Source organism: Pseudomonas sp. IT-P218, from assembly GCF_949767605.1.
GTDB classification, from domain to species: Bacteria; Pseudomonadota; Gammaproteobacteria; order Pseudomonadales; family Pseudomonadaceae; genus Aquipseudomonas; species Aquipseudomonas putida_AE.
Genome location: NZ_CATKQQ010000022.1, coordinates 463,934 through 488,360, shown reverse-complemented (window position 1 = coordinate 488,360; position 24,427 = coordinate 463,934). Strand labels below are relative to the sequence as shown.

The window sequence follows — 24,427 nt, the reverse complement described above, 5'->3', positions numbered from 1 at the left end:
TTGAAGCGATATTGTTATCGGCCTCAATGCCTATCATCGGGGCGTTTATCTATTACTCAAGCCCGTCGATCGGTCCATGGTTCAGCAACACTTGGCTGACCACTATCGCGCGCGACTGACCGAGCGTCTACCTCGACTTTCGCAGCCCCCACGTTCGTCGGAAAAACCGCCTACAAGGCATGGCGTTCTTTGCCGTGATAAACACGCAGGATATCGGCCACCACCGCTAGAGCGATTTCCGCCGGGGCCTTGCTGCCCAGATCGAGGCCGATGGGCATGTGTAAACGGGCGATTTGTTCATCCGTCAGACCACCGATGCGCTTCAGCCGCTCGGCGCGTTTGGCCGAGGTTGCCTGAGAGCCCATGGCGCCGATGTAAAACGCCGGGGTGTGGACCGCTTCCATCAGCGCCAGATCATCGATTCGCGGATCGTGAGTCAGCGCCACCACCGCGGTCGCCGCGTGGCAGCCTCCGGCGGCAATGAACATCGAAGGCAGCACACGTTGCATCTCCACGCCTTCGAGATGCACATGCAGCATCTCTTCCCGGGGGTCGCAGGCGATAACTTCGCATCCGATGGCTCGGGCGAAACTGGCGCAAACTTCAGCGACCGGCGAGAGCCCTGCCAGAATCAGGCGTAACGCTGGGCCAACGCTGATGCGAACTCTTTCGTCGTCGACTTGTACCCGTTCGCTGCCGTGTCCCGCGTCCGGGTCCAGGCGCAAGGCACCGCTGCTCAGCTCGATATGACGCTGCAGACGTCGCTGACCGAGTAACGCCGCTTGCAGACTCTCCAGGTGTGCGATCCATTCAAGGCTGGCATCGCGGTGTTCGACCAGCACGATTAGCACACCACCACAGGGCAAACGCAGACGGTGGCGTTGCTCGACGCTGTCGCCATAACTGACGATCTGCGCCGGTTCGCGTAATTCACCGCGCGTCAGGCTTTCGAGAAACTCCTCTTCGACGCAGCCACCCGACAGCGAGCCGACGTGTTCGCCCGCGCCATTGGTCACCAGCATCGCACCCGGCGCACGCGGCGCCGAGCCATAGGTGGAGAGCACTGTGCACAGCCATTGGGCCTGCCCGGCGCGAGCCCATTGCAGTGCCTGGTCGATCACCTGAACATCGAGATGACGCATGTTTTCAATACCTCAAGCAAAAGCGTGGTGCTGCATGCGGGGTTACGTTTACGGTAACCTGCGAGCAATCTTGTTCAATTGTTGATTCAACATGTCGCCACAACAGTTTTTGCAACTTGGGCCGCTGCGCCTGGAATATCGCCAAATCCCTGCGGCTGAGCCTTCGCGACCGACGCTTGTGCTGTTGCACGAAGGCCTCGGCAGCGCCGAACAATGGAAAGACTTCCCCCTACGCCTGGCCCAGGTCAGCGGTTACGGTGTGGTCACTTACAGCCGTCAGGGTTATGGGCAATCGAGCCCGGTAACCCTGCCGCGTCCGCTGAACTACCTGAGCAGCGACGGCCCTCGGGAACTGCGGCAATTGCTCGATGCCTTGCAACTGCCGCAAGTGGTCTTGCTCGGTCACAGTGACGGCGCATCCATCGTCCTTGCCTATGCCGCCACCAACGATCCACGCGTGTTGGGCAGCATCGCACTGGCCCCTCACGTGATTGTCGAGGCCGAGAGCCTCGATGCCATTCGCCACACCACCGAGGCTTGGCATCTGGGCGAATTGCGCGAGCGCCTGGCACGCCACCATGGGACAAATGTCGATGGCGCTTTTCACGGTTGGAGCGACAGTTGGTTGCACCCGGACTTTTCCTTGGATGATCTCGAAGCGCAGTTGGCTTATATCGAAAAGCCGTTGCTGGTCATTCAGGGTCGCGAAGACCACTACGCCACGCCCGAGCAACTGGTGGTCATCCAGCGACAGGTGCCTGGGCCGTGCCGCTGTGTGTTGCTGGACAACTGCGGACACTTTCCCCAGACCGAAGCGACCGAGCGCACCTTGCAGCTGATCTGCGAATTCCTGGAGCGCCTCCCCGCCTTTATTTGAAATTGCCTTGGGTTTCCGGAATCACCACGCTGCCGATCAGGTAGATCACCGACAGACCGGCGGCGAAAATCGCCAGCACCATGGGGATCTGCGCCGGGCTGCTGCTGACCAGGGACACAAAGGTCGGCATGGTGCCGCCGAGGGCGAAACCGATGTTCCAGGACAACCCGGTGCCGCTGGCTCGCAGCTCGGTGGCAAAGCGTTCGTTGAGGAAGATCAGGATCGGCGCGATGATCGCCCCGCCCATGAAGCCTATGCCCACGCAATACAGCGCAGTGCGGGTCAGCGAGCCCGGTTCGGCGACACCAAGGAACATTATCGGCAGGCTCACCAGGTTGATCACACCCAGTAGCATGAAGGTCTTCTTGCGGCCGATCAGGTCGCTCAGATAACCGAACGCCAGTGCCCCGACAATGGTTGCCGCCGACCCATACATGAGCATCTGCGAAGTCTGCGTATGGGGCACTTTGGCGACCACGTTGAGCAAGGTCGGCAGATAACCGCAGGCCAGGTAATACGTGGCACCGCCTCCAAACGTAATCAGCAGGTTGACCAGCATCACGCCGCGGTACTCGCGACCGAACAGACGCTTGAGTGGCGACACGACCACGATTGCCGGCCCCTTGGTTTTGCGGGCTTGTTGCAGTTGCTGCCAGACCGGGGTTTCTTCCAGGTAACGGAACATCACCAGACCGAAAAACGTGCTGAGCAAACCGCAGAAGAACATGAAGCGCCAGCCCCAGACGTCAAACTCCTCCCCGGGAAAGATCTCCGACAACACCAGATAAGTGAATGACGCCAACAGCGCGCCCATGCCGGCACCGGCGCCACCGATCAACCCGGACATCAAGCCGCGATAGCGCGGTGAGATGGATTCGGTGCCGATGGTGTGAGTGGAGGCGACGATGCCGCCAACGAAAATGCCCTGAATTACCCGCAAGACCAAAAACAGTATCGGGGCCAACACCCCGACCTGGTGAATGGTCGGCAAGGCGCCAAACAGTGCCGTGGAAATACCGACGCCGACCATCGACACCATCAACGCACGCTTGCGGCCGTGTTTGTCGGCGTACGCGCCGAAGATCGCCGAGCCCAGCGGACGCACCAGCAAGGCCACGGCGAACGAGGCATATACCGCGGCCAGCGACAGGGTCGGGGTGTCCGAGGGGAAGAACAGGCGGCCGATGATGGGCGCCACGTAGAGCAGAATGAACAGGTCGAACAAATCCAGAGCCCAGCCGAATGTCGAGGCAAATGCCGCGAGCAAGGCCTTGCCCGGTGGAATCTGCGGTGTATCGGTAGCGGCGCTGGCGGGTGATGCAGTTATTGTTGTTGTCGTAGTCATGGTTGCCTCACACAAACGGTCAATCGAAACGTTCTGCATCCCGGTGCGCGGGTTGCGGGTAATCAGCAGGTCAGCGGTGATGCCTTGATGTGCCCTTTCAGTTGCATTGAAGGGGCGGCAGGCCCTGCTCCGTAAGGCGTACGCTGTTACCAACATACTCCCGGGCCCGCTCGCCAGTACGATTTACTCGCCGATAAACACGGCCGCACGCTTGCTGTGAAACGCTTCAACGCCTTCCTTGAAGTCCTTGGAACTACGCAGACGGCTGTAGCAGTGACCTTCCATTTCGATCGCGACGGTCAGCGGCGCATCTTCGTTGTCATTGATCAGTTTTTTCGCCGTGCGCTGAGCCAGCGGCGAGAAGCGACGCAGTTCATCGACCAATGCATCGACGGTGCTTTCCAGTTCGGTATCCGGCACGACCTCGGTCGCGATACCCCAGGCATAGGCCTGGTCGCCGGTGATGCGTTTGGCGCGCATCACCATGTGCTTGGTGCGGGTGATGCCGATGATTTTCTGCAGGCGTGCGGAGCCACCCGAGCCCGGGATCTGGCCCAGGTTCTGCTCAGGCAAGGCGTAGCGAGTGGTTTGCGAAGCAATTCGGAAATCACAGGCCAGCGACAGTTCAAAACCGACGCCGAAGGTGTAGCCACGGTTGGCAACGATCACCGGTTTTTCGCAACGTGCCGGTGCCGCGACGTTCCAGGCCAGCTTGGAAACGTGCTCTGGCGACGCTTCGAGGAAGCCCTTGATGTCGCCACCGCTGGAGAAGTGTTCACCCACCGAGCGCAGCACGATGACGCGCACGCCTTTGTGTGCATCGAGGGCTTCGAAGACCTGGCGCAGTTCATCACGCTGACCCATGGAAATGACGTTCAACGGTGCGCGGTTGAGGATGATGTCGGCGCGCTCGCGGGACACATCGACTTCAACCTGGAAGCCATCGAACTGAGTGTCGAGAAATTGCTGGATCGCTTGTTGTTGCATGAGAGTGTCCTCTGGATGATTAGCTGATGGCCTTCAAGGCCTGTTCCTGGAATTGGGCCAGCAGCACGCGCCGCAGCACCTTGCCCACTGGAGATTTTGGAATCTGATCGATGAACTGGTAACGCCGTGGCCGCTTGAATTTGGCCAGGCCCGAAGTGATGCAATGGGCATCGAGGTCGCCTTCCGTGACCTCGGCGCGCAACTTGATAAACGCGGCAATGATCTTGCCCCACTGCTCGTCGGGCAGACCGACCACCACCACTTCTTCCACTGCCGGGTGCAGAGAGAGCATGTTTTCGATTTCCGCCGGGCTGACGTTTTCGCCGCCGGTGATGATCAAGTCATCGACACGCCCCGTGACGAACAGATCACCCTCCAGATCGAAGTAGCCGATGTCACCGGTGAAATACCATCCGTCACGTAATGCCTTGGCGGTCGCTTCGGGGCGGTTCAGGTAGCCTTCGAACGCCTCGTCACTCGCCAGGTCGGCGATGATCTGGCCCTCCTCCATTGGGTTGACCTGCACGTCCGGCGTTTCAGCATCAATCGGCACCACGCGCACGCGCTGGTTCATTGCACTGCGCCCTGACGAACCGGGTTTGCGGCTGGCTTGCTGGTCGATGGTGAAGGTGTAGATCTCCGAGCTGCCGTAATGATTGACGAACAATTGCGGCTGGAACGCCTGCTCGACGCGACGCATCAAACCGTCGCTCATCGGTGCACCGGCAAAGCCGATTTTCTCCACACTGGCGACTCGCTCGCGGGTAAAGGCCGGGTGTTCGATGAGCATGTGGTAGAGCGTCGGCACCAGGTACAGGTTGCTGACCTTTTCCCGCTCGATGGCCTGCAACGTCGCTTCCACGTCGAACTTCGGCACACAGACGAAATGTCCGTCGATCAGCGCCATGGACAGCAACGAACGCACGCCCATGGTGTGGTAAAGCGGCATGACACCCAGCGTGCACTCGCCCTGGCGGTAAAGGTTTTGCGCGACGTGGGCCACCGCCGCGGCACGTTCGCAACGGTGCCGACGGGGCACGCCCTTGGGCTTGCTGGTGGTTCCGGAGGTGTACAGCAGCAGTGAAAAGTCTTCGGCGTCGGCCTGCAAAATGATGCCGGAGGGGGTCTGCGAACACAGTTCCTCGAAACTCAGGTCGGTGTTGGCAGCACGCAGACCTGTGGCGATCCGTGGCAGCCTTGTGGCGGCACTGCAACCGGCCACGGCGGTCACGGTAGCATCGTCGTAAGCCACTGCACGGATTTGCGCATCTTCGATGCAGTAGCCCAGTTCATCGGCGGTCGAACGCCAGTTCAACGGGGTCATGACGATGCCCGCAAACTGACAGGCCCAATGCAGGGTTGCCATCTGCCAGCGGTTTTGCATCGCAACCAGCAGTCGATCACCGCGTTGCAGCCCAAGGCATTGCAAGCCCCAAGCGGCACTCTGGATATCGACGAACCAGTCTTCATAGGTTTTCTTCAACGCACCGTCACTGACCGCCACGGCGTGCGGCCGGCGTTCAACGGCAGCGAGGAAACTGCGTCCGAGATCGAACATTGTTGTTATACCCCTTCGTTCGTTTGGCGCTGGGCAGCGACTTCGAGCACGGCCTGGACGATGCCGGTGTAGCCCGTGCAGCGACATAGATGCCCCGAAAGCATGTCGCGTACCTGGGTCTCGTCCGGGTTGGGTACCCGTTCGAGAAAATCCACGCAGGACATGAGAATGCCCGCAGTGCAAAAGCCGCACTGCAAGGCGTGATGACGGCGAAAGGCTTGTTGCAGGTCGCTCAGTGTGTCGTCGTCGGCCAGGGACTCGACGGTCTCGATACGCCGCTCGTGCCCCTGTACGGCGAGCATCAGGCAGGAGCGCATGGCGACTCCGTCCACCAGCACCGTGCAGGCACCGCAGACACCGTGTTCGCATCCGACATGGACACCGGTGGCACCGAGGTCGTGGCGAAGGAAGTCGCAGAGTTGGGTTCGCGGTTCAGCCAGGGCTTCGCGGGAGCGGCCATTGAGTTCCAGGCGAATCGGAAAGGTTTGGTCGGCAGTTACACGCATGTTCAGACTCCTTCGATCAGCTGATGACCCAGCTCGCGAATCAGTTGGCGGCGATAGGCAGCGCTGGCCTGCACATCGTCTTGTGCGTCGAGCGACCAGGCAGTTTGATTGAGCGCGTCCGGCAGCCCCGCACCACGAGGCAGACTGCGACGTTGTGGACGGTCAGCGACCCCGCCGATGCCAAGTTCGACCTGATCCGCGCCGATGGCTGCGGCCAGGGAGACAATGGCAAAGTCGCCGTGGCGCATGGCGATTTCGCGGAAGCGATAGGTGATGCCTTCGCGCTTGAGCGGAAAACGCACCTCGACGACCAGTTCATCCGCACGCTTGTCGGTGGTGAGAATGCCTTGGAAGAAGTCGGCAGCCTTGACGATGCGCTTGCCTTTTTTCGACTCGAGAACGATCTCGCCGCCCAGCGTCACCAGGCACAGTGGCAACTCGGCGCTGGGGTCGGCGTGAGCCACCGAACCGCAGACGGTGCCGCGATTACGCGTCTGGAAGTGACCGATCCAGGGCATCGCCAGTGCCAATAAAGGCACCTCGTCCATCAGGGTCGAACGCGCCAGCAACTGCGCCTGTCGTACCCCGGCACCTACCGCCAGGCAATCCTTGCGCAGTTCGATATAGGCCAGTTCAGCCACATGATTGATATCGATCAGTAACTTGGGTTGAGCCAGGCGCATGTTCAGCACTGCCATCAGCGATTGGCCACCGGCGATGATGCGAGCTTCCTGGCCGTACTCGGCGAGCAACTCAACCACCTGACGACGGGTGTCAGCCCGAACGTAATCGAAAGCAGCCGGTTTCATTGCGCACCTCCCTTGCCAAACAGCGCGCCAAGCGAGGCCCGCAGTCGCGCCCACCAGCCGGTGGAGATGGCTTGGCCGCTGACCCGTTGCGACAGGCGAGTAAAGATTTGTCCGATGATCACTTTCGAGGCCCCTTGCAACATTCGGCCGCCGACCGCGGCGACTTTGCCGCTGACCGCCACCTGGTATTGGTATTCCAGACGTGTGTGGCCATTTTCCAGTTGGACGAAACGCACCTTGGCCTGACCCTGGGCCGAACCCATCGAGCTGCTGCCGGAACCGGACAGACGCAATGAATGCGGCGGGTCCAGATCACTCAGGGCAACCTTGGCCTCGAAGCGCGCACGGATCATGCCGACGCCGACGGTGACGTCTGCGCGGTAACGGTTTTCGCCTTCAAGCACGAGGTCGTGGCAACCGGGAATGATTGCCGCCAGCGTCTGCGGGTCGAGCAAGGTATCGAAGACCTGTTGCGGCGCAGCAGGAATCACCACCGAGTCGTTGGCCCGCAGTGCCGGTCCACCGGCAGCTGCCGCGTCCAGGTTTTCATCGGGCTCCATACCGGCGGGCCGTGGCGGCTCGTCGATCCCGATGAGCGTGCGTACTTTCGATGGCGTCAGTGGCAGACGGATGTCCGAGCGGCCAAGGGCGTCGGCCACCGCGTTGGCGATGCACACCGGCGTGCTCATATTGTTGCCCTCGCCCACACCCTTGGCGCCCAGTGGGGTGAATGGCGATGGCGTTTCCATGTGCAGGATCACCGGTTCGATCACTTCCGGTGCGGTCGGCACCAGATAATCGGCGAAGGTCCCGGAGAGGAAACTGCCGTCCTCGCCATAGGCGAACTCTTCCATCAGCGCCGCGCCGAGGCCTTGGGTGAAGCCACCACGAATCTGGCCATCGACCAGCGCCGGGTTGAGCAGGCGGCCGGCGTCATGGCAGGTGACGTAGCGATCGATGTGGATCTCGCCGGTCATGCGGTCGATTTCCAGACCACAGATGTCGAAGACAAAGCCGTAGCACAGCGAGCTGTTGACCTGATCCTGGTCGTCCGGGGCCACCAATTGCGGCGGGCTCCAGAACGCGGTTTCGCGCAGTCCGCCACTTTCACCTTCCGGCAGCAGGCCCGGCGACCAGTGGGTCGCACCGGCAATCCGATGGAATGGCGCGACCGCTCCGCCATTGACCACAAAAATCTTGCCGCCGGCGAAACGAATATCTTCGGGGCTGGCCTGCAATTGCTCGGCGGCAATCGCGGCGAGGCGATCGCGGATCTTCAGCGCCGCCTTGTAGACGGCACCGGCCACAGCGCCGGCGAAGCGGCTGGAATAGTTGCCCGAGGCAATCGACCAAGCGTCCTTCTGGGTATCCAGTTCGACGTTGACCACGATGGATTCCAGCGCAACCCCAAGCACTTCAGCGACGACCTGAGCGACGGTGGTTTGATGGCCCTGCCCTTGCGGTGCCGAGGACACGTGCACACTGACGTCACCCAATGGGCCGACGTTGATGGTGGCGGTGGCGACAGCGCCGTTTTTCGGACCGGCCTTGCGCCGCTCTTCGGGTGTCATCGCGGTGGTGATGTATCCCATGTTGGAAATCGAAGGCTCGATGACGGCGGCATAACCGATGCCGTAGATCCGGCCTTCGGCACGCGCCTGATCACGACGTTCGAGCAACTCGTCGAGTCCACCGTCAGCCGCCGCCAAGGCAATGCCTGCCTGGTAATTGCCGGAATCGAGCAACGCACCGGCGGCCGCGCGATAAGGGAAGGCATCGGCCGGCACCAGGTTGCGGCGGATCACGTCCAACGGATCAAGCTTCAACTGCACGGCGATGTGTTGCAGCAGACGCTCCAGGGCGAAATAGACCTGTGGGCCACCAAAACCACGGTTCAGGCCGGAAGGGGTTTTGTTGGTCAGCACCACTCGGTTGCGCACTTGCAAATTACGGATCGCGTAGGCCCCCGTCAGGTTGCCGTGCATGCGGTAGAAAGTCGCCGGTTCAGGCGCTCTCAGGTAGGCACCACAATCGTCGATCTGGTCATAACGCAAAGCGGTGATGCGGCCATCTGCTTCTACCGCTGCTTCAATTTCGGTCACCCGATTGGTCGCCGAGGAAGCCCCCTGCAAATGTTCCAGACGGTCCTCGACCCACTTCACCGGTGCGCCGACCTTGCGTGACGCCAGGCCCATCATCACCACGTAAGGGAAAACCCCTTGCTTGATGCCAAAGCTGCCGCCGGAGTCTTTCGGTGTGCGCAAACGCAAGCGGTTGCCGGGCACATTCAGTGCACGGGCCATGACCGTGTGCAACGCATAGGGGCCCTGAAAATTGGCCAGCACGTCATAAATGCCGGTGGCGCGCTCGTACTGAGCGAGCACTACATAGCATTCAATGGGTGTGCAGGAACTGCGCGGAAACTTCACTTTGAGCGAGACTTTGTGCGGCGCCTGCTCGAACGCCTGCTCCGGCTCGCCATAACGAAAGCGTCGTTCGTTGACCACGTTGCTGCCGACGGCTTCGTGCAGGATCGGCGCCTGTTCGGCGGTGGCCCGTTCGGGATCGATGATCGGGGGCAGCGGCTCGTATTCAACGCGCACACCTTCGATGGCGTCCTCGGCCAGATAGCGGCTCTCGGCGATCACCACGGCCACCGGCTCTCCGACATAGCGCACCTTGTCCACGGCGACGCACCAGTGCTCCATCGGCTGACGCACACCCACCGGGAACGGCAGCGCCCAGCGTTTGACGTCTTCGCCGACCAGCACGCCGTGCACGCCTTTCATCAGCAGCGCTTTGGAAAAGTCCACCGAGGTGATCCGCGCATGAGCGTGGGGTGAACGGATAATTGCGGCATGCAGCGTACCCGGCGGGATCGCAGCGTCATCGGCATAGCAGCCGAGACCGCGCAACAATGCGGCGTCCTCGACACGGGTCTGACGGGCGCCGATGTGGCCGGTCTGGCTTTCGGTAGCAGGTTGGAAACTAGTCATTTTTTCGCGGCTCTTGTTGTTTTGCAGCGCGATAGCGTTAGAGCCGAGTGTGTGAGAAAGGCGCAGGGAGCGCCCTGCCTGGGGAGAGGGAGTTCTGCGTTGGAGTCTGACAATTTGCCTTAGCGTCTGATTTTCAGGTTTGGGACCGGACAGAATTGCCGGTCAGGGATGGGACGCGAGAAGGCTCAGGAACGCTTCGACTTCTGCATAGGGCATCGGTTTGGCAAAGAAATACCCCTGAAAAATATCGCAGCGACTGCCCTTCAGGAAATCCACCTGAAACGCCGTTTCCACGCCTTCGGCGACCACCGTCAGGCTGAGGTGATGGGCCATGGAAATAATGCCTTGGGTGATCGCTGCATCGTGATGGTCGGTAGCGATTTCCTGGATGAACGAGCGGTCAATCTTGATCTTGTCGATGGGCAAACGCTTGAGGTAGCTGAGGCTGGAAAAACCGGTGCCGAAATCATCGAGCGCAATGCACACCCCCAACGCCTTGAGCCGGTGCAATGTGTCGATCGCCTGTTCAGCGTTATGCAACAGAAGCGACTCGGTGATCTCCAACTCCAGTTGCTCACCACAGAGTCCGTGTTTCTCCAGGGTGGCTTGTACATACTGGACGAAATGGCCACGCTGAAAATGCATCGGCGAAATATTCACCGCCATCGAGATGCCGGTGATGCCCTGCTCGCCTAGCTGGCGCAAGTGCGCACAGGCCGTATCGAGTACCCAAAGGCTCAGCGGGATGATCTGACCACTGTCCTCTGCCACCGGCACAAACACTGCGGGTGAGATAAATCCTTTTTCAGGATGCTCCCAGCGCAGCAACGCTTCGATCCCGACCACCCGCCCCGTGCGCGCCTCTATCTGCGGTTGATAATGCAGCTTGAACGATTGAGTTTCGATAGCCTTTTGCAGGTCATTGCGCAGGCTCGCGTGCTCGCAAACGCGCTGATTGAGATCGCTGGTGTACCACTGAAAGTTGTTGCGCCCTTGCTGCTTGGCTTTGTACATGGCCATGTCAGCCTGCTGGATCAGCTGCATCGGCTGCTCGATGTGACCATCGCTCAGGGTGATGCCAATACTTGCACTCACGTGCAGGTCAATGCCCTGGATGCAGTAGGGTCTGGCAATGCTGGCCATCAAGCGCTCGACCACCGGTACAACGTCCTCATCACGAAGCAGGTCCGGCAGCAGCACGATAAATTCGTCACCGCCCATGCGCACGATGGTGTCACCGGGACGAACCTGCCGGGTCATACGCTGCGCCACCTCAATCAGCACCTGATCGCCGAAGTAATGCCCGATCGAATCGTTGATGGATTTGAATCCATCCAGATCAATGCACATCACCGCCAGACGACGCTTGCGCCGACGACTGATGTGACAATCCAGCATAAGCCGGTCTTCAAGCGAAACACGGTTAAGCAAACCGGTCAGGCGGTCATGGCTGGCGTTGAAACTCAATTGGCGCTCGAAATGCTTTTGCTCGCTGATGTCTCGGGCTATGCCAAATACCCCGACGATCTCTCCGTTGACCATGATCGGCAGGTTGGAAATGTCCATGGTCAGCAATTTATCACTCTCGTCGAGAAGCCGTGCCTCGAAGCGTTGAGGCTCTCCAGCGCGGGCTGCGGAAAAATGCTGACTGACCCGTTCCAGGTCTTCTTCGAGCAACAGGCGGGAAAAGTGATGACCGAGGAAATCGGTTGCGGTGTGCGGTTTCAGCTTCAGGCCTGCCGGATTCACACTCTGGATGTTGCCGGCCAGATCGAGGGCGAACACCGGGTTGGGGTTGTAGGTGAACAATGATCGAAAACGTTGTTCGCTTTCCTCCAGACGTTGGCCGTCACGTTCGCGGCGGATCGCAATGACTGCCAGTTGGGCTGCAAAGGCCAATCGTTGAATCTGCGCCTCGTCCGGCGCATGGGCGCGGTTCTGGTACAGGGCAAATGTACCCAACACGTTTCCTTGATGGGAGAGCAACGGCACCGACCAGCAGGAACGCAGGTTATGCCCCAGCGCCAGGCTGCGGAAACGCTCCCAGTTTGGGTCCTGGGCGATGTCTTCGGTGACCACAAGCTCGCGCCGGAATGCTGCGGTGCCGCAGGTTCCTTCCTGTGGACCAATGGCCATTCCATGAATCGCCTCGCTGTACTCGGCCGGCAGCCCGGGCGCCGCGCCGCTTAGCAAGTGTTTGCCCTCGGCATCAGTGAGCAGGATAGAGCAGAAAGTTTCGGGGGTCTGTGCGTCGTGCATCTGACAGATGGCGCAGAGTATGTCGCCCAGATGATGGTCGGTCGCGATCATGCCGAGAATGTCACGTTGCGACTCGGGGAAGGTCTTGCTGTGAAAGCTCGGACGAGTATTCATGGTGGTTCCTGAAGACTCTCGAGGTCGTCCGGTCTTCAGAGAGCCTGAAACAGTGGGCGGCCGATCACTGTCCACTAGTGCGTCGGACGCGCACTCTATAGAGCACCGACCCGCTAAAAAAAGGCTCAGATCCAACATAAAAAACAGTATCAGATTGCCGCCGTTTGGCTGGAATGGTCGGGGTGCTCCGTTCTGCTGGGCCGGACAGTTCGGAAGCTGCAGCCCGGTTTCCATGAACTTGGACCGATGAACATTTCCACGCCAATAGCCTTCGGACCTGCCGCAAAACATAGTAACGGCCTGCCTATGAACATATGACATGGCCCACTTGTAAAATCGTGTATTAGAGGGTTCCCCGCTTTATGTGAGCTGCACCTGGAAACCTGAGATTTCGAATAAAACCTGGATCTGAAAATCAAGGCGTTACCTGGTGCGGCGAATCCGTGTGCGCGGCGCACTGGCAACGACCTCTCACAATATTTTCACATCGTCTTACGTACAGTCGATCTAGCTCCTTTTGTGATTCCCAGCCCGCGCTCCCCATCGCGGGTTTTTTTTCGTCCGCAAAAACTGCGGACCGCTTGGAATTCTGAACTGTCTCATCTCAGTTGACAGTCAAACGCATTTCACCGGCTTTTTCCGCACCCTCCAGATCCTTAATCTGAGCCCATGTTGAACGACAACATTCACTCACTTCAAAAGGACTTCATCATGAGCAACGCTACCTACAACCGCTTGAACAAAGACGACGCAGTAGTGCTGTTGGTCGACCACCAGACCGGCCTGATTTCACTGGTTCAGGACTTTTCACCCAACGAGTTCAAGAACAACGTGCTGGCCCTGGCAGACGTCGCCAGGTTTTTCGAACTGCCGACCATCCTTACCACAAGCTTCGAGCAAGGCCCGAATGGCCCATTGGTGCCAGAGCTGAAAGAGATGTTTCCTGACGCGCCTTACATTGCTCGACCTGGTCAGATCAATGCCTGGGATAACGAAGATTTCGTCAAGGCAATCAAGGCCACCGGTCGCAAGCAATTGATCATCGCCGGCGTGGTCACAGACGTCTGCGTAGCGTTTCCGACCCTGTCGGCACTGGCAGAAGGCTTTGACGTGTTCGTGGTGACCGACTCTTCCGGTACGTTCAACACGACTGTGCAACAGGCATCCTGGAACCGCATGACACAGGCCGGTGCGCAAATGATGAACTGGTTCTCGGTGGCCTGTGAGCTACAGCGCGACTGGCGCAACGACATCGAAGGCCTGGGTAATCTCTTGTCCCAGCGCATTCCAAACTATCGCAACTTGATGAACAGCTACTCGGCGTTGACTGCACGCCAATCGTAAGTCTGGTTTGCAACCCAAGGCCCGCTTTTGCGGGCTTTGGGCATAGGTTTCATGGTGAACTCTCGCACATTGCGCTTGATGAAACTCCCCTCCCCCATACGGCTTGATTCGATTATTCACAATTCGTACTGAACGCAATTTTACAGCCACCACCGCACCATATCCGCACCAACCTCATGCTCCTGCCGCCTGCAGCTAACGTCCGATATGTCGGATTCACCCATTCACAGAGTAAAGACCTAAAGATCTCTCTGTATGGTTCAACGCTCGCGGATACCTGGAATCAGTATGACGTCGGTGCCAAAACCAAGCTTCCACTGGGGGAGGATTTGGATTTGTGACTATTGCGGCGGTACTCCCTCGATCAAGTAGACATCGGTCTTGGCTGAACGCTGGCGGACTTTCCTCAGTTCGGTGTACTCCGCAGAGTTGTACCAAGCCTGGGCTTTTTCGACGCTCGCAAACTCGATGACAACACGGCGTCGCTTTGGCGCTTCACCTTCAAGCGAGATGGTCTTCCCACCACGCACGATGAAATGCCCTCCATAGGGTTTGAAGGTTGATTCAACCTGTGCACTGTAAGGCTTTATCCCCTCCGGATCGGTAACCTCAAACTCCGCGACATAGTAGGCCGGTGGTGCTGCCGCATGGTCGTCCGATGCCATCACCCGACAACTGCCCACCGCAAAACACGCCAGTCCCGCCATTGCAATTGCCATCACCTTTAAATTTTTCATCGCTTTGCTCCATTGAAAACCAGCTTGCCCAGCGCGCAAATCTCTTTCGAACTAGCCGGTTACGAGCCAGGCCGGGTGCTAAGCTCGATTGGCGTGGTTTCAATCAAGCGCTTCGACAGAATCATCGACTTGGTTGTGGCAGCGTACTTTTTGAAGTGCGGCGATTCGATATGGCTTTGGTATGCCGAGTCGCTGGCGTAGATTTCGAAGAAATGGAACCAATTTGGGCGGTCGACTTCGGCGACGGCGTAGATTGATATGACGCCCGGCTCTACTCGAGTCGATTCTGAGATCTCCTCTTTGACTGCGGCTTGATAGGCCGCAACCTGTGCAGGATCGATTTCGAGTTGCGCGATGCGTACCACCAAGCCATTTTCTTCGGCGGCCAGCGCTTGTCCCGCAAGTAATCCAACCAATGCGACCACTCCTAATAAACGTTTACCCATCAGGTTTCCCCCTCCTTCACTGCGGCAGCGCATTCGCCACCACGTAATCACCCTTCTGCGTCGTGGCTGAATTACCGCCAGCGCTGACGATTAAGTATTGTCGGCCCACCGCGAGTTGGCATGCCGATTGGCATAGGTAGGTGAGTGGCGATTCCGAGATGGATTGGCCTTTGACATAGCTTGAGGCGCTACTGCTTAACCAGAGAGCCGCGTCGGCGATCTCCTCTGGTGAGGCCACCCACGCTAATCAAGGAGTAAGAAGATGAATATGGGGCAAATGTGGGATGTTCTGATGAGTGTTACTCAGCAATCCAGGTAGCGACTGCGCTAGAGGGCTCGAGTCAGTAGAAGCAGGCGCACAGCCGGACTAATGAGAGATATTCATTGCTTCATGTCGGTTTTGCCGTGTAGTCCGCAGGAGGGTCTTGCAATAGTTTGTCAGCTCTATCGCATATCCAGCAGGAGCTTGCCTCATGAGAACACTCGTCACCGCCTCGATGCTGACTGCCGCGATCCTGTCCGACGCATCTGCGCATGCAGCGGATCTTCCGAAGGATCAAGCCATGAGTATTGTCAGGAATGGCGACCAAGCCTCACTGATGGGGGCTCCAGGCAATTTCGTCGGCAACGTAAGGATCGACCCTCTTTTCGCTGCGCGTGAACCCTCTACTGTTTCTGCGGGTGCGGTGACATTCCAGCCGGGGGCTCGATCGGCTTGGCACACACATCCCAAAGGCCAAACGTTGGTAGTCACCACAGGCGTTGGCTGGATTCAGCAGGTAGGCGGTGAGAAAACTGTAATAAAGCCAGGCGATGTAATCTGGACACCGCCCGACGTTAAACACTGGCACGGGGCGACCGCGACCACGGGAATGACCCATATCGCGATTCAAGAGGCTGTGGATGGAAAGAATGTCGTATGGATGGAGCCAGTCAGCGAAGCGCAATACGAGGCATCGCGATGAGGCCTTTTCAAGCAGGCGTCGCCTGCCTTGGCCTGCTCCTGGCCGCTTGTGCCTCAACGGTTCGCGCCGGCCACCGCTAGCTGATGATCGCTGGCTCATCAAGGGGCTGCAGCTCGCGGATCAGGTCGATAAGCAGACGCAGCCCCATCGGTAACTGCCGGTGACTGGAGTAGTACATGTGAAAACCAGGTGCGATGCTGGCCCAATCATCAAGAACAGTTGTGACGTACCCGCTCGCGATAAGAGGCGCCATGGCCGGCTCTGGCGCATACATCAATCCGGCCCCCTGACGGGCTAAAGACAGGCCGACACGGGTTTCGTCAATTGTAATCAACCCAGGAACCGCAATTGAAATTGCTTCCTCGCCCTTCTCGAACTCCCAGTCGTACATACAGCCGTTGCCCAAGCGAATGCGCAAACAGCGGTGCTTGAGCAAATCCTGCGGATGCTCTGGAACACCAAAGCGCTTCAGGTATTGCGCAGCGCCAGCCACGACCCAGCGAATGTCCGGAGACAAACGTTGAGCGATCATGTCCTCCGGAACAGTGCCGCCGTAGCGTATACCTGCGTCATGGCCTCCGCCGATAACATCGACGATCAGGTTGGTAACAGTCAGGTCAATCTGGATTTCCGGGTAGCGGTCGTTGAAGACGGGCAATACGGGGCCGAGCAACAGATCTGCGGCATCGCTGAGCAAGTTCAAGCGAATACGACCAGTTGGCTCATCTCGGAAACGATTGAGAACCTCCATGGCCTGCCCCATCTCAAGCATGGGCTCGCTTATCAGGTTGTGCAGCTCTTCGCCCGCCGCAGTGAGGGTGACGCTGCGAGTGGTGCGATTGAGTAGACGAACGCCGATTCTGGTTTCCAGACCCTTGATAGCATGGCTCAAGGCGGAGGCACTGATCCCAACCTCTATGCCAGCTCGATTAAAGCTCTGATGGCGAGCAATTGCGAGAAAGTAGACAAAGTCTGCGAGGTTGGCGCGGCTTATATTCATGAGGCCTCACAACTTGGATTTGGGATGGAAGCCAGACCAGCGACCACGTCAGAGGATTCTACCGTCCACATAGATGTATATTTGATGAGTGTTTCTCATCAAATAGTCTCACTTTACTCATCAGTTGGGCGATCGCTGGTCAATGCATGGGACAACGAAGACTCTGATCAAGGCCACCGCATTGACAGCCATGGCTGCCAGCAAAAATAACGGCAAGATGTGAATTTTTTCGTGCCTTCCTGTATCTGATCAGAAAGAAGCAGTGCTATCAAAAAGATGGCATCGGTAAAGGCAAGCTCGTCTGGCCTGCGCCACACCGCAGCTCAGTGGTGTGCATCAGGACAAATCAGTTACAGGGTGGCTCGCATGAAATCACCTGAGAAAGCCGTTAATCCGATCGGATTGGAAGACATCACCATTGTCGACGACGCGAAAATGCGCAAGGCGATCACTGCCGCTGCACTCGGCAACGCGATGGAGTGGTTCGATTTCGGCGTCTATGGTTTTGTTGCCTATGTTCTCGGCAAGGTATTTTTCCCCGGTGCTGATCCCGGTGTGCAGATGATTGCCGCGTTGGCCACCTTCTCGGTTCCGTTCCTGATCAGGCCTCTGGGCGGTTTGTTTTTCGGTACGTTGGGCGATAAGTATGGTCGGCAGAAAGTCCTGGCGGCCACTATCGTGATCATGTCCCTCAGCACCTTCGCCATCGGGCTGATTCCGTCGTATGCCTCGATCGGCATCTGGGCGCCGATCCTCCTGTTGCTCGCTAAGATGGCCCAAGGTTTTTCAGTGGGAGGTGAATACACGGGTGCCTCGATCTTCGTCGCCGAATATGCTCCGGATCGCAAGCGCGGTTTCCTAGGCAGCTGGCTGGATTTCGGCTCTATCGCCGGCTTCGTCTTCGGCGCAGGTCTGGTCGTGCTGATTTCCACCATTCTCGGTGAAGAGCAGTTTGAGGCATGGGGCTGGCGCCTGCCCTTCTTCCTCGCCCTGCCCCTGGGCATGATCGGGCTCTACCTGCGTCACGCGCTGGAGGAGACACCGGCGTTCCAGCAGCATGTCGAGCAACTGGAACAGGGTGATCGCGAGGGCCTTGCCACTGGCCCGAAAGTGTCTTTCAAGGAGGTGGCCACCCAGCACTGGCGCAGCCTGATGACCTGCATTGGCGTAGTGGTGGCCACTAACGTCACCTACTACATGCTGCTCACCTACATGCCGAGCTACCTGACACACAACTTGCACTACAGCGAAAATCACGGCGTGTTGATCATCATCGCGATCATGGTCGGCATGTTATTCGTCCAGCCGGTAATTGGGCTCATCAGCGACAAGATTGGCCGCCGCCCCTTCATTATCTTCGGTAGCGTCGGCCTGTTCTTCCTCGCCATCCCGGCCTTCATGCTCATCAACAGCGGCAAGATCGGCCTGATCTTTTCCGGTTTGCTGGTGCTGGCTGTGCTGCTCAACTTTTTCATCGGCGTAATGGCTTCCACCCTTCCGGCGATGTTTCCCACTCACATCCGCTACAGCGCCTTGGCCAGTGCCTTCAACGTCTCGGTGTTGATCGCGGGTCTTACCCCTGCCGCCGTAGCCTGGCTGGTGGAAAGCACGGAAAATCTGTATATGCCGGCCTACTACCTGATGGTGATTGCCGTGGTGGGGCTGATAACCGGCGTAACGATGAAAGAAACAGCCAACAAACCATTGCGTGGTGCAGCTCCGGCGGCTTCCGACATTGAGGAAGCGCATGAACTGCTTCAGGAACATCACGACAACATCGAGCAGAAGATCGAGGACATCGACAAAGAAATTGCCGAGCTGGAAGCTAAACGCGAGCATCTCGTGCAGCAGCATCCGCGAATCGAATAACGCGGCGACTGGACGTGAGATCCACTGCCGGCACCCCGGGCGGGGTGTCGGTGTTCCAAAATTATGAACCTGTCCCGACGAAACGTAGCGTGCCCTAGCCTAACGCGGTATCGAGAAACATCATCACGCCAAAACCCAACATCAGCCCCAAAGTGGCGGGCGTTTCATGACCGTTGCGATGCGTCTCTGGTATGACTTCATGGGAGACCACGAAGATCATTGCCCCCGCAGCAAGGCCAAGTGCGATGGGGTAGCCCAGGGCAAAGCCACTGGAAATGCCAAGGCCTACGAGGGCGCCAAAGGGTTCCATCAAGCCAGACCCCACTGCGATCAGTGCCGCGCGCAGCGCCGAGATGCCGGTCACCCGTAAAGCCATGGCGACGGCCAAACCCTCGGGTATGTCCTGGATGGCGATCGCGGTCGTCAGCGGTATACCGACCTGCATGTCGCCGGTGGCAAAGCTGACACCAATCGCCATGCCTTCCGGCAGGTTATGCAGGGTGATCGCCAGGACGAAAAGCCAGACTCGATCGATACGCTTGGCTTCAGGCCCGCGCCGGCCGGTTTTCTCATGTTCGTGAGGAACAAATCGATCAAGGCCGATCATCAATGCAACACCGAGCGCCAATCCCAGCACCACGATACTGGCCGCCAGCAAACCGTTACCGGTGAGTTCCTTGGCCGCTTCGATGCCCGGCAAGATGAGCGAGAAAGAACTGGCAGCCAGCATCATCCCTGCAGCGAAGCCCAGCATGATGTCCTGAGTGCGCGCCGCAATATCGCGCAGTGCAAGCGCGACGACAGCCCCCACGGCTGTCGCAGCAAAGCCCGACAGCCCACCAAGAAAAGCGAAACGCAGATTGTCCTTGTTGGCCCCGGCGAAAGCTCCATAACCGCTGACCATCAGCACTATCATCACGGACAGTAGAGCCAGCCAAAACACCATGCCGCCCCATCCCGAACGGGTCAGCTGTACAAACAAGGCGCGTAAGGGGGCTACAAATGAAGAAGGCGGTTCCGACATGCAGGGCCCCTTACTTTCGTGTTGCGCGTTCAAGGGCGCATCCGAAGGTTCGAATTTTATGAGCGGTGACAAGCCCCGCTGGATACAGGGCTGGATCACGTTTTTTACCGGGGATCTTGCTGTCTGTCCATTACCGCATTGTCCGTTTCTTCACGCACCCGGTCGGGATCCAGTCCGGTGCTGTCATCATCAAGCGGACGCTCACCTTCGTTATCAGGTAACTCGTCTATGCCCTCCTCCTTCATCGGGTCGACTTCAGTGCGACCAGGACTCAGTGGATCGGGTGAAGTTGGCATCGGGTCGTCTTGTCCCGCACCGCCCTGCAACTTTGGATCATTATTCATACGCACCTCTCAGCACCCTCACCATTGAGGATGTATAGCTTGGAGATGCTTCGAATTTCGAGCGTTCGATTTATCCGCGTACCGATCGTCGACGTCCTCCGGGGCAGCCATTGAGTCATCTCGATGGAACATTGCGCGAAGCGTCGTCCTCTATCGCAACACCAAGACACTCTGAGGACGCCGCCATGATCGATCCAAAAACCGGTATGAAGCCAGGCGAGCGGTATGTCGTCGAAAGCCTGGAGCGTACCCAACACTTTCCAGGATTCTTCCTCGATGGAAAGTATTACCTGGGGCCCGAGTTGATGACGACGGTCGGATGGCTGGAAGGACAGACGTTTTTTTACGATCAACTCGACCCTACCGGAGAACCGGTGTTTGCGAATCGGGTCGCTGGCACTATTGAAAACCTGACGCTCATCCTGGCAGATGGTGCACGTCTGAACCTGAACGAGGTGAGGTACAACGCTCGAGAAGAACCCACCCCACCCGAAGTCGATAAAAGTCCCGATGTGCTCGTTCACCCTGTGTCCTCGGCGCTCAATGAAAAACTGGTGGTGATCACCGGAGCTTCAAGTGGGATAGGTCGTGCAGCAGCCCATGCATTTGCTGACAAGGGCGCACGCTTGGTGTTGAGTGCGCGTGACGAGGCCGCACTTGATGACGTTGTCGAAGAATGCACAGCACGTGGCGCTTCAGCACTGGCCGTGCGCACCGATGTCACGAACAGTGAGCAGATGCGCGCTTTGGCAGACCAGGCCGCTGCCTTCGGCGACGGACGCATCGACATCTGGATCAACAATGCCGGTGTCGGGGCGGTAGGCAGTTTTGAGGAAACGCCGCTGGAAGCGCATGAGCAAGTACTGCAGACGGACCTGTTGGGTTACCTGCGCGGCGCCTATGTGGCATGGCCGTTTTTCAAAGCGCAGAAACGTGGAATCCTGATCAATACGTTGTCACTGGGCAGCTGGGTTGCACAGCCATATGCCGCTGCCTATTCCGCCAGCAAATATGGCTTGCGTGGTCTGAGCGAAGCGTTGCGCGGTGAACTGTATGACTATCCAGATATTCATGTCTGTGACATTTATCCGGCTGTCATGGACACCCCAGGATTTCGTGACGGTGGCAATTTCACTGGCCATGCGCTGAAACCCCCGCCGCCCATTTATGACCCACATCTCGTCGCCGAAGCCATGGTGGCTTGCGCATTACGTCCGAGGCCGAGTACTACCGTCGGCGCAGCTGCAACGATGGCACGGATAGCGCATTTTTTGCTGCCGGGCTTTGCGTATCTGTCGGGCTGGTTGACTCGCTTAGGCTTGCAACACAGGCCGCAGACTCAGGCCACGTCGGGCAATCTGTTTACCCCATCGAATGCTCAACGCCAGGTTGAAGGTGGATGGCGAGTAACGACGCAACGGCCCTCGCTCGCTGTCGTAGTGGGCGCGACGCTTTTGCTGGGTGGCTTGATGTTCGCTTTGAAGCGCCATGGTCGGCAGTCAGATCGGCCGCGAGGTAAAGGTCGCAAAGTCAGCTGAGGCGCGCAGGCCGTCGTTCAGGCGCGCCATTGAGCAACGAACTACGCTTCATTCAGAATTTATGGTTTAACTAGATAGTTACCTAACTATATAATGCCCCCCTCATTTCAACGGGACATTCAACGTGAAGCAGAGTCAACGCCTCTCGGGCGTATCAAAATTCATTCTGGTCGGGCTGGGCGTGATCATCACCCTCCTCGGCCTGGCGCTGGCTGCGGGCGGCGTGAAGTTGGTCAGCCTGGGAGGCTCCTGGTACTTCCTGGTGGGTGGGCTGGTGATGGCCGTTTCCGGTCTGCTGATCGCTCGCTTCAAGACAGCCGGTGCCTGGTTATTCGCCGTGTTTCTGCTGGGCACGGCGATCTGGGCGGTGAGTGATGCCGGGCTGGTGTTCTGGCCGGTCTTCTCGCGCCTGTTCATGTTCAGCGCCGTTGGCCTGGCGGTGACGCTGGTCTACCCGCTGCTCAAGCGTGCCAATGGTGGCGTGCCAGGCCGCGGTGCCTATGGCATCGCTGCGGTGTTGGCGATTGCGCTGGCGGTGGCCGCTGGCAACATGTTCGTTGCGCACCCGACTGTCGCCGCCACGGGCACTGGCCCGGGCCTGACGCCCGTCGAGCCCGCCAACGCGCAAAAGGACTGGGCTCACTACGGTAATACCGAGGGCGGTAGCCGCTTTGCTGCGCTGGATCAGATCAACCGCGACAACGTCGACAAGTTGAAGGTCGCGTGGACGTACCACACCGGTGACGTCGCCGAGAGCGATGGCAATGGCGCCGAAGACCAGCTCACCCCGCTGCAGGTCGGCAACAAGGTGTTCATCTGCACCCCGCACAACAACCTGATCGCACTGGATGCCGACAGCGGCAAGGAACTGTGGAAGAACTCGATCAACGCGCAGTCGAAAGTCTGGCAGCGTTGCCGTGGCATGGCGTATTTCGACGCCTCCACCGTCATCGCCCAGCCGAGCAATTCGACGATCATCGAAGCCAAGCCCGCGCCGGCTGCCAATTGCCAGCGTCGTCTGCTGACCAACACCATCGATGCCCGCCTGATCGCGGTCGATGCTGACACCGGCGAGTTCTGCCAGGGGTTCGGCAACAACGGTCAGGTGGATCTGAAGGCTGGACTGGGTAATGTCCCGGACAGTTACTATCAGCTGTCCTCCGCTCCATTGATGGCCGGCACGACTGTCGTGGTGGGTGGTCGCGTGGCTGACAACGTGCAAACCGACATGCCGGGTGGCGTGATCCGTGGTTTTGACGTGATCACCGGCGCCATGCGTTGGGCGTTCGACCCGGGCAATCCGCAGGATCGCAATGCGCCGGCAGAAGGCAGCACTTATGTACGCAGCACGCCGAACAGCTGGGCGCCGATGTCCTACGACCCGGCGACCAATACGGTGTTCCTGCCAATGGGCAGTTCGTCCACCGACATCTATGGTGTCGAACGCAGCAAGCTCGATCACACCTACGGCGCCTCGATCCTGGCGCTGGATGCCACCAGCGGTGAAGAACGCTGGGTCTTCCAGACCGTTCACAACGACCTCTGGGACTTCGACCTGCCGATGCAGCCGAGCCTGATCGACTTCACCAAGGACGGCAAAACCGTACCGGCGCTGGTCATCGGCACCAAGGCCGGGCAGATCTATGTGCTCGATCGTGCCACCGGCAAACCGCTGACCGACGTTGAAGAAGTGCCGGTCAAGGCGGCCAACATCCCTAACGAACCGTACTCGCCAACCCAGCCGAAATCGGTGGGCATGCCGCAGATCGGTGCCCAGCACCTGACCGAATCCGACATGTGGGGCGCGACCCCGTACGACCAGCTGTTGTGCCGTATCGATTTCAAATCGATGCGTTATGACGGTCTGTACACTGCGCCGGGCATGGATAAATCGCTGAGCTTCCCAGGCTCGCTGGGCGGCATGAACTGGGGCAGTATCTCCACTGACCCGGTGCACGGTTTCATCTTCGTCAACGACATGCGCCTGGGTCTGTGGATTCAGATGATCCCGTCGCAGAACAAAGGCCAGGCCACTTCCGGTGGCGAAGCGTTGAACACCGGCATGGGCGCTGTGCCGCTCAAGGGCACGCCATATGCGGTGAACAAGAACCGCTTCCTGTCGGTGGCCGGTATTCCTTGTCAGGCACCGCCGTTCGGCACGCTGACCGCCATCGACATGAAGACGCAGAAAGTCGCCTGGCAGGTTCCGGTCGGCACCGTTGAAGACACCGGTCCCCTGGGTATCCGCATGCACCTGCCGATCAAGGTGGGTCTGCCGACCCTCGGCGGCACCCTGTCGACCCAAGGTGGCTTGATCTTCATCGCCGGTACCCAGGACTTCTACCTGCGCGCCTTCAACAGCGGCAACGGTGAAGAGGTGTGGAAAGCCCGCCTGCCAGTCGGCAGCCAGGGCGGCCCGATGACCTACGTCTCACCGAAGTCCGGCAAGCAGTACATCGTCATCACCGCCGGTGGTGCGCGCCAGTCGACCGATCGCGGCGACTACGTGATGGCTTACGCCTTGCCGTAAGCCCCCGTGCCCGCCTCACTGGAGGGCAACTCCTCTG

At 58.8% G+C, this 24,427-nt stretch carries 19 protein-coding genes; 6 read left to right on the top strand and 13 right to left on the bottom strand.

What is annotated here, in order from left to right; genetic code table 11:
* Positions 1 to 170: 170 nt before the first annotated feature.
* A complete protein-coding gene (locus tag ACM6I6_RS16235; RefSeq protein WP_210552744.1) occupies positions 171 to 1,142 on the bottom strand; it encodes an XdhC family protein in 972 nt (323 codons plus the stop codon).
* Between the two features lie 91 nt (positions 1,143 to 1,233).
* Between ACM6I6_RS16235 and ACM6I6_RS16230 the strand changes: the two genes are divergently transcribed.
* Positions 1,234 to 2,019, top strand: coding sequence for an alpha/beta fold hydrolase (locus tag ACM6I6_RS16230; RefSeq protein WP_414920234.1), 786 nt, complete (start codon positions 1,234 to 1,236; stop codon positions 2,017 to 2,019).
* On the opposite strand, the gene ACM6I6_RS16225 is transcribed toward ACM6I6_RS16230, so the two are convergent.
* The 7 genes from ACM6I6_RS16225 to ACM6I6_RS16195 form a co-directional block, all read right to left on the bottom strand.
* Positions 2,012 to 3,364, bottom strand: coding sequence for an MFS transporter (locus tag ACM6I6_RS16225; protein WP_274075207.1), 1,353 nt, complete (start codon positions 3,362 to 3,364; stop codon positions 2,012 to 2,014). The genes ACM6I6_RS16230 and ACM6I6_RS16225 overlap by 8 nt on opposite strands.
* Before the next feature lie 183 nt (positions 3,365 to 3,547).
* The gene (locus ACM6I6_RS16220; RefSeq protein ID WP_064596713.1) at positions 3,548 to 4,351 is read right to left on the bottom strand and encodes an enoyl-CoA hydratase/isomerase family protein; all 804 of its coding nucleotides are present in this window, start codon (positions 4,349 to 4,351) and stop codon (positions 3,548 to 3,550) included.
* Between the two features lie 19 nt (positions 4,352 to 4,370).
* Positions 4,371 to 5,909, bottom strand: coding sequence for an AMP-binding protein (locus ACM6I6_RS16215; RefSeq protein ID WP_414920233.1), 1,539 nt, complete (start codon positions 5,907 to 5,909; stop codon positions 4,371 to 4,373).
* 5 nt (positions 5,910 to 5,914) lie between these two features.
* Complete coding sequence (locus ACM6I6_RS16210) at positions 5,915 to 6,415, bottom strand: (2Fe-2S)-binding protein (RefSeq protein ID WP_064596717.1); 501 nt, start codon at positions 6,413 to 6,415, stop codon at positions 5,915 to 5,917.
* A gap of 2 nt (positions 6,416 to 6,417) precedes the next feature.
* On the bottom strand, positions 6,418 to 7,224 hold the full coding sequence (locus tag ACM6I6_RS16205) for an FAD binding domain-containing protein (protein ID WP_060742345.1): 807 nt from the start codon (positions 7,222 to 7,224) through the stop codon (positions 6,418 to 6,420).
* Entirely contained in the window at positions 7,221 to 10,220 is a 3,000-nt protein-coding gene (locus ACM6I6_RS16200) for a xanthine dehydrogenase family protein molybdopterin-binding subunit (RefSeq protein WP_414920232.1), read from the bottom strand. The genes ACM6I6_RS16205 and ACM6I6_RS16200 overlap by 4 nt, the downstream gene beginning before the upstream one ends.
* A gap of 162 nt (positions 10,221 to 10,382) precedes the next feature.
* A complete protein-coding gene (locus ACM6I6_RS16195) occupies positions 10,383 to 12,593 on the bottom strand; it encodes a putative bifunctional diguanylate cyclase/phosphodiesterase (protein WP_274075353.1) in 2,211 nt (736 codons plus the stop codon).
* 711 nt (positions 12,594 to 13,304) lie between these two features.
* Here ACM6I6_RS16195 and ycaC point away from each other — a divergent pair.
* Complete coding sequence (ycaC, locus tag ACM6I6_RS16190; protein ID WP_323629237.1) at positions 13,305 to 13,937, top strand: isochorismate family cysteine hydrolase YcaC; 633 nt, start codon at positions 13,305 to 13,307, stop codon at positions 13,935 to 13,937.
* A 341-nt stretch (positions 13,938 to 14,278) separates the two neighbouring features.
* Here the strand turns inward: ycaC and ACM6I6_RS16185 are convergent, their stop codons facing one another.
* Both ACM6I6_RS16185 and ACM6I6_RS16180 read right to left on the bottom strand, forming a co-directional pair.
* Complete coding sequence (locus ACM6I6_RS16185) at positions 14,279 to 14,674, bottom strand: DUF1330 domain-containing protein (protein WP_414920231.1); 396 nt, start codon at positions 14,672 to 14,674, stop codon at positions 14,279 to 14,281.
* A 59-nt stretch (positions 14,675 to 14,733) separates the two neighbouring features.
* The gene (locus ACM6I6_RS16180) at positions 14,734 to 15,120 is read right to left on the bottom strand and encodes a putative quinol monooxygenase (protein ID WP_414920230.1); all 387 of its coding nucleotides are present in this window, start codon (positions 15,118 to 15,120) and stop codon (positions 14,734 to 14,736) included.
* Between the two features lie 473 nt (positions 15,121 to 15,593).
* Here ACM6I6_RS16180 and ACM6I6_RS16175 point away from each other — a divergent pair, with 473 nt between their 5' ends.
* Positions 15,594 to 16,085, top strand: coding sequence for a cupin domain-containing protein (locus tag ACM6I6_RS16175; protein ID WP_323609197.1), 492 nt, complete (start codon positions 15,594 to 15,596; stop codon positions 16,083 to 16,085).
* A 76-nt stretch (positions 16,086 to 16,161) separates the two neighbouring features.
* Here ACM6I6_RS16175 and ACM6I6_RS16170 read toward each other — a convergent pair whose 3' ends face one another.
* Positions 16,162 to 17,085 (bottom strand): LysR family transcriptional regulator, encoded by a 924-nt coding sequence (locus tag ACM6I6_RS16170; RefSeq protein WP_274075215.1) that lies wholly within the window; start codon positions 17,083 to 17,085, stop codon positions 16,162 to 16,164.
* A gap of 366 nt (positions 17,086 to 17,451) precedes the next feature.
* On the opposite strand from ACM6I6_RS16170, the gene proP reads away from it, so the two are divergent.
* Entirely contained in the window at positions 17,452 to 18,954 is a 1,503-nt protein-coding gene (proP, locus tag ACM6I6_RS16165; RefSeq protein ID WP_274075354.1) for a glycine betaine/L-proline transporter ProP, read from the top strand.
* Between the two features lie 94 nt (positions 18,955 to 19,048).
* Here the strand turns inward: proP and ACM6I6_RS16160 are convergent, their stop codons facing one another.
* Both ACM6I6_RS16160 and ACM6I6_RS16155 read right to left on the bottom strand, forming a co-directional pair.
* Positions 19,049 to 19,870, bottom strand: coding sequence for a ZIP family metal transporter (locus ACM6I6_RS16160; RefSeq protein ID WP_414920254.1), 822 nt, complete (start codon positions 19,868 to 19,870; stop codon positions 19,049 to 19,051).
* A 212-nt stretch (positions 19,871 to 20,082) separates the two neighbouring features.
* Positions 20,083 to 20,322 carry a hypothetical protein gene (locus ACM6I6_RS16155; RefSeq protein WP_274075216.1) on the bottom strand — a complete coding sequence of 80 codons (240 nt, stop codon included), beginning with the start codon at positions 20,320 to 20,322 and terminating at the stop codon, positions 20,083 to 20,085.
* 185 nt (positions 20,323 to 20,507) lie between these two features.
* Here ACM6I6_RS16155 and ACM6I6_RS16150 point away from each other — a divergent pair, with 185 nt between their 5' ends.
* Together ACM6I6_RS16150 and ACM6I6_RS16145 are read left to right on the top strand one after the other, a co-directional pair.
* Complete coding sequence (locus ACM6I6_RS16150) at positions 20,508 to 21,860, top strand: SDR family oxidoreductase (protein ID WP_414920229.1); 1,353 nt, start codon at positions 20,508 to 20,510, stop codon at positions 21,858 to 21,860.
* Between the two features lie 124 nt (positions 21,861 to 21,984).
* On the top strand, positions 21,985 to 24,390 hold the full coding sequence (locus ACM6I6_RS16145) for a glucose/quinate/shikimate family membrane-bound PQQ-dependent dehydrogenase (RefSeq protein ID WP_414920228.1): 2,406 nt from the start codon (positions 21,985 to 21,987) through the stop codon (positions 24,388 to 24,390).
* Positions 24,391 to 24,427: the final 37 nt, after the last annotated feature.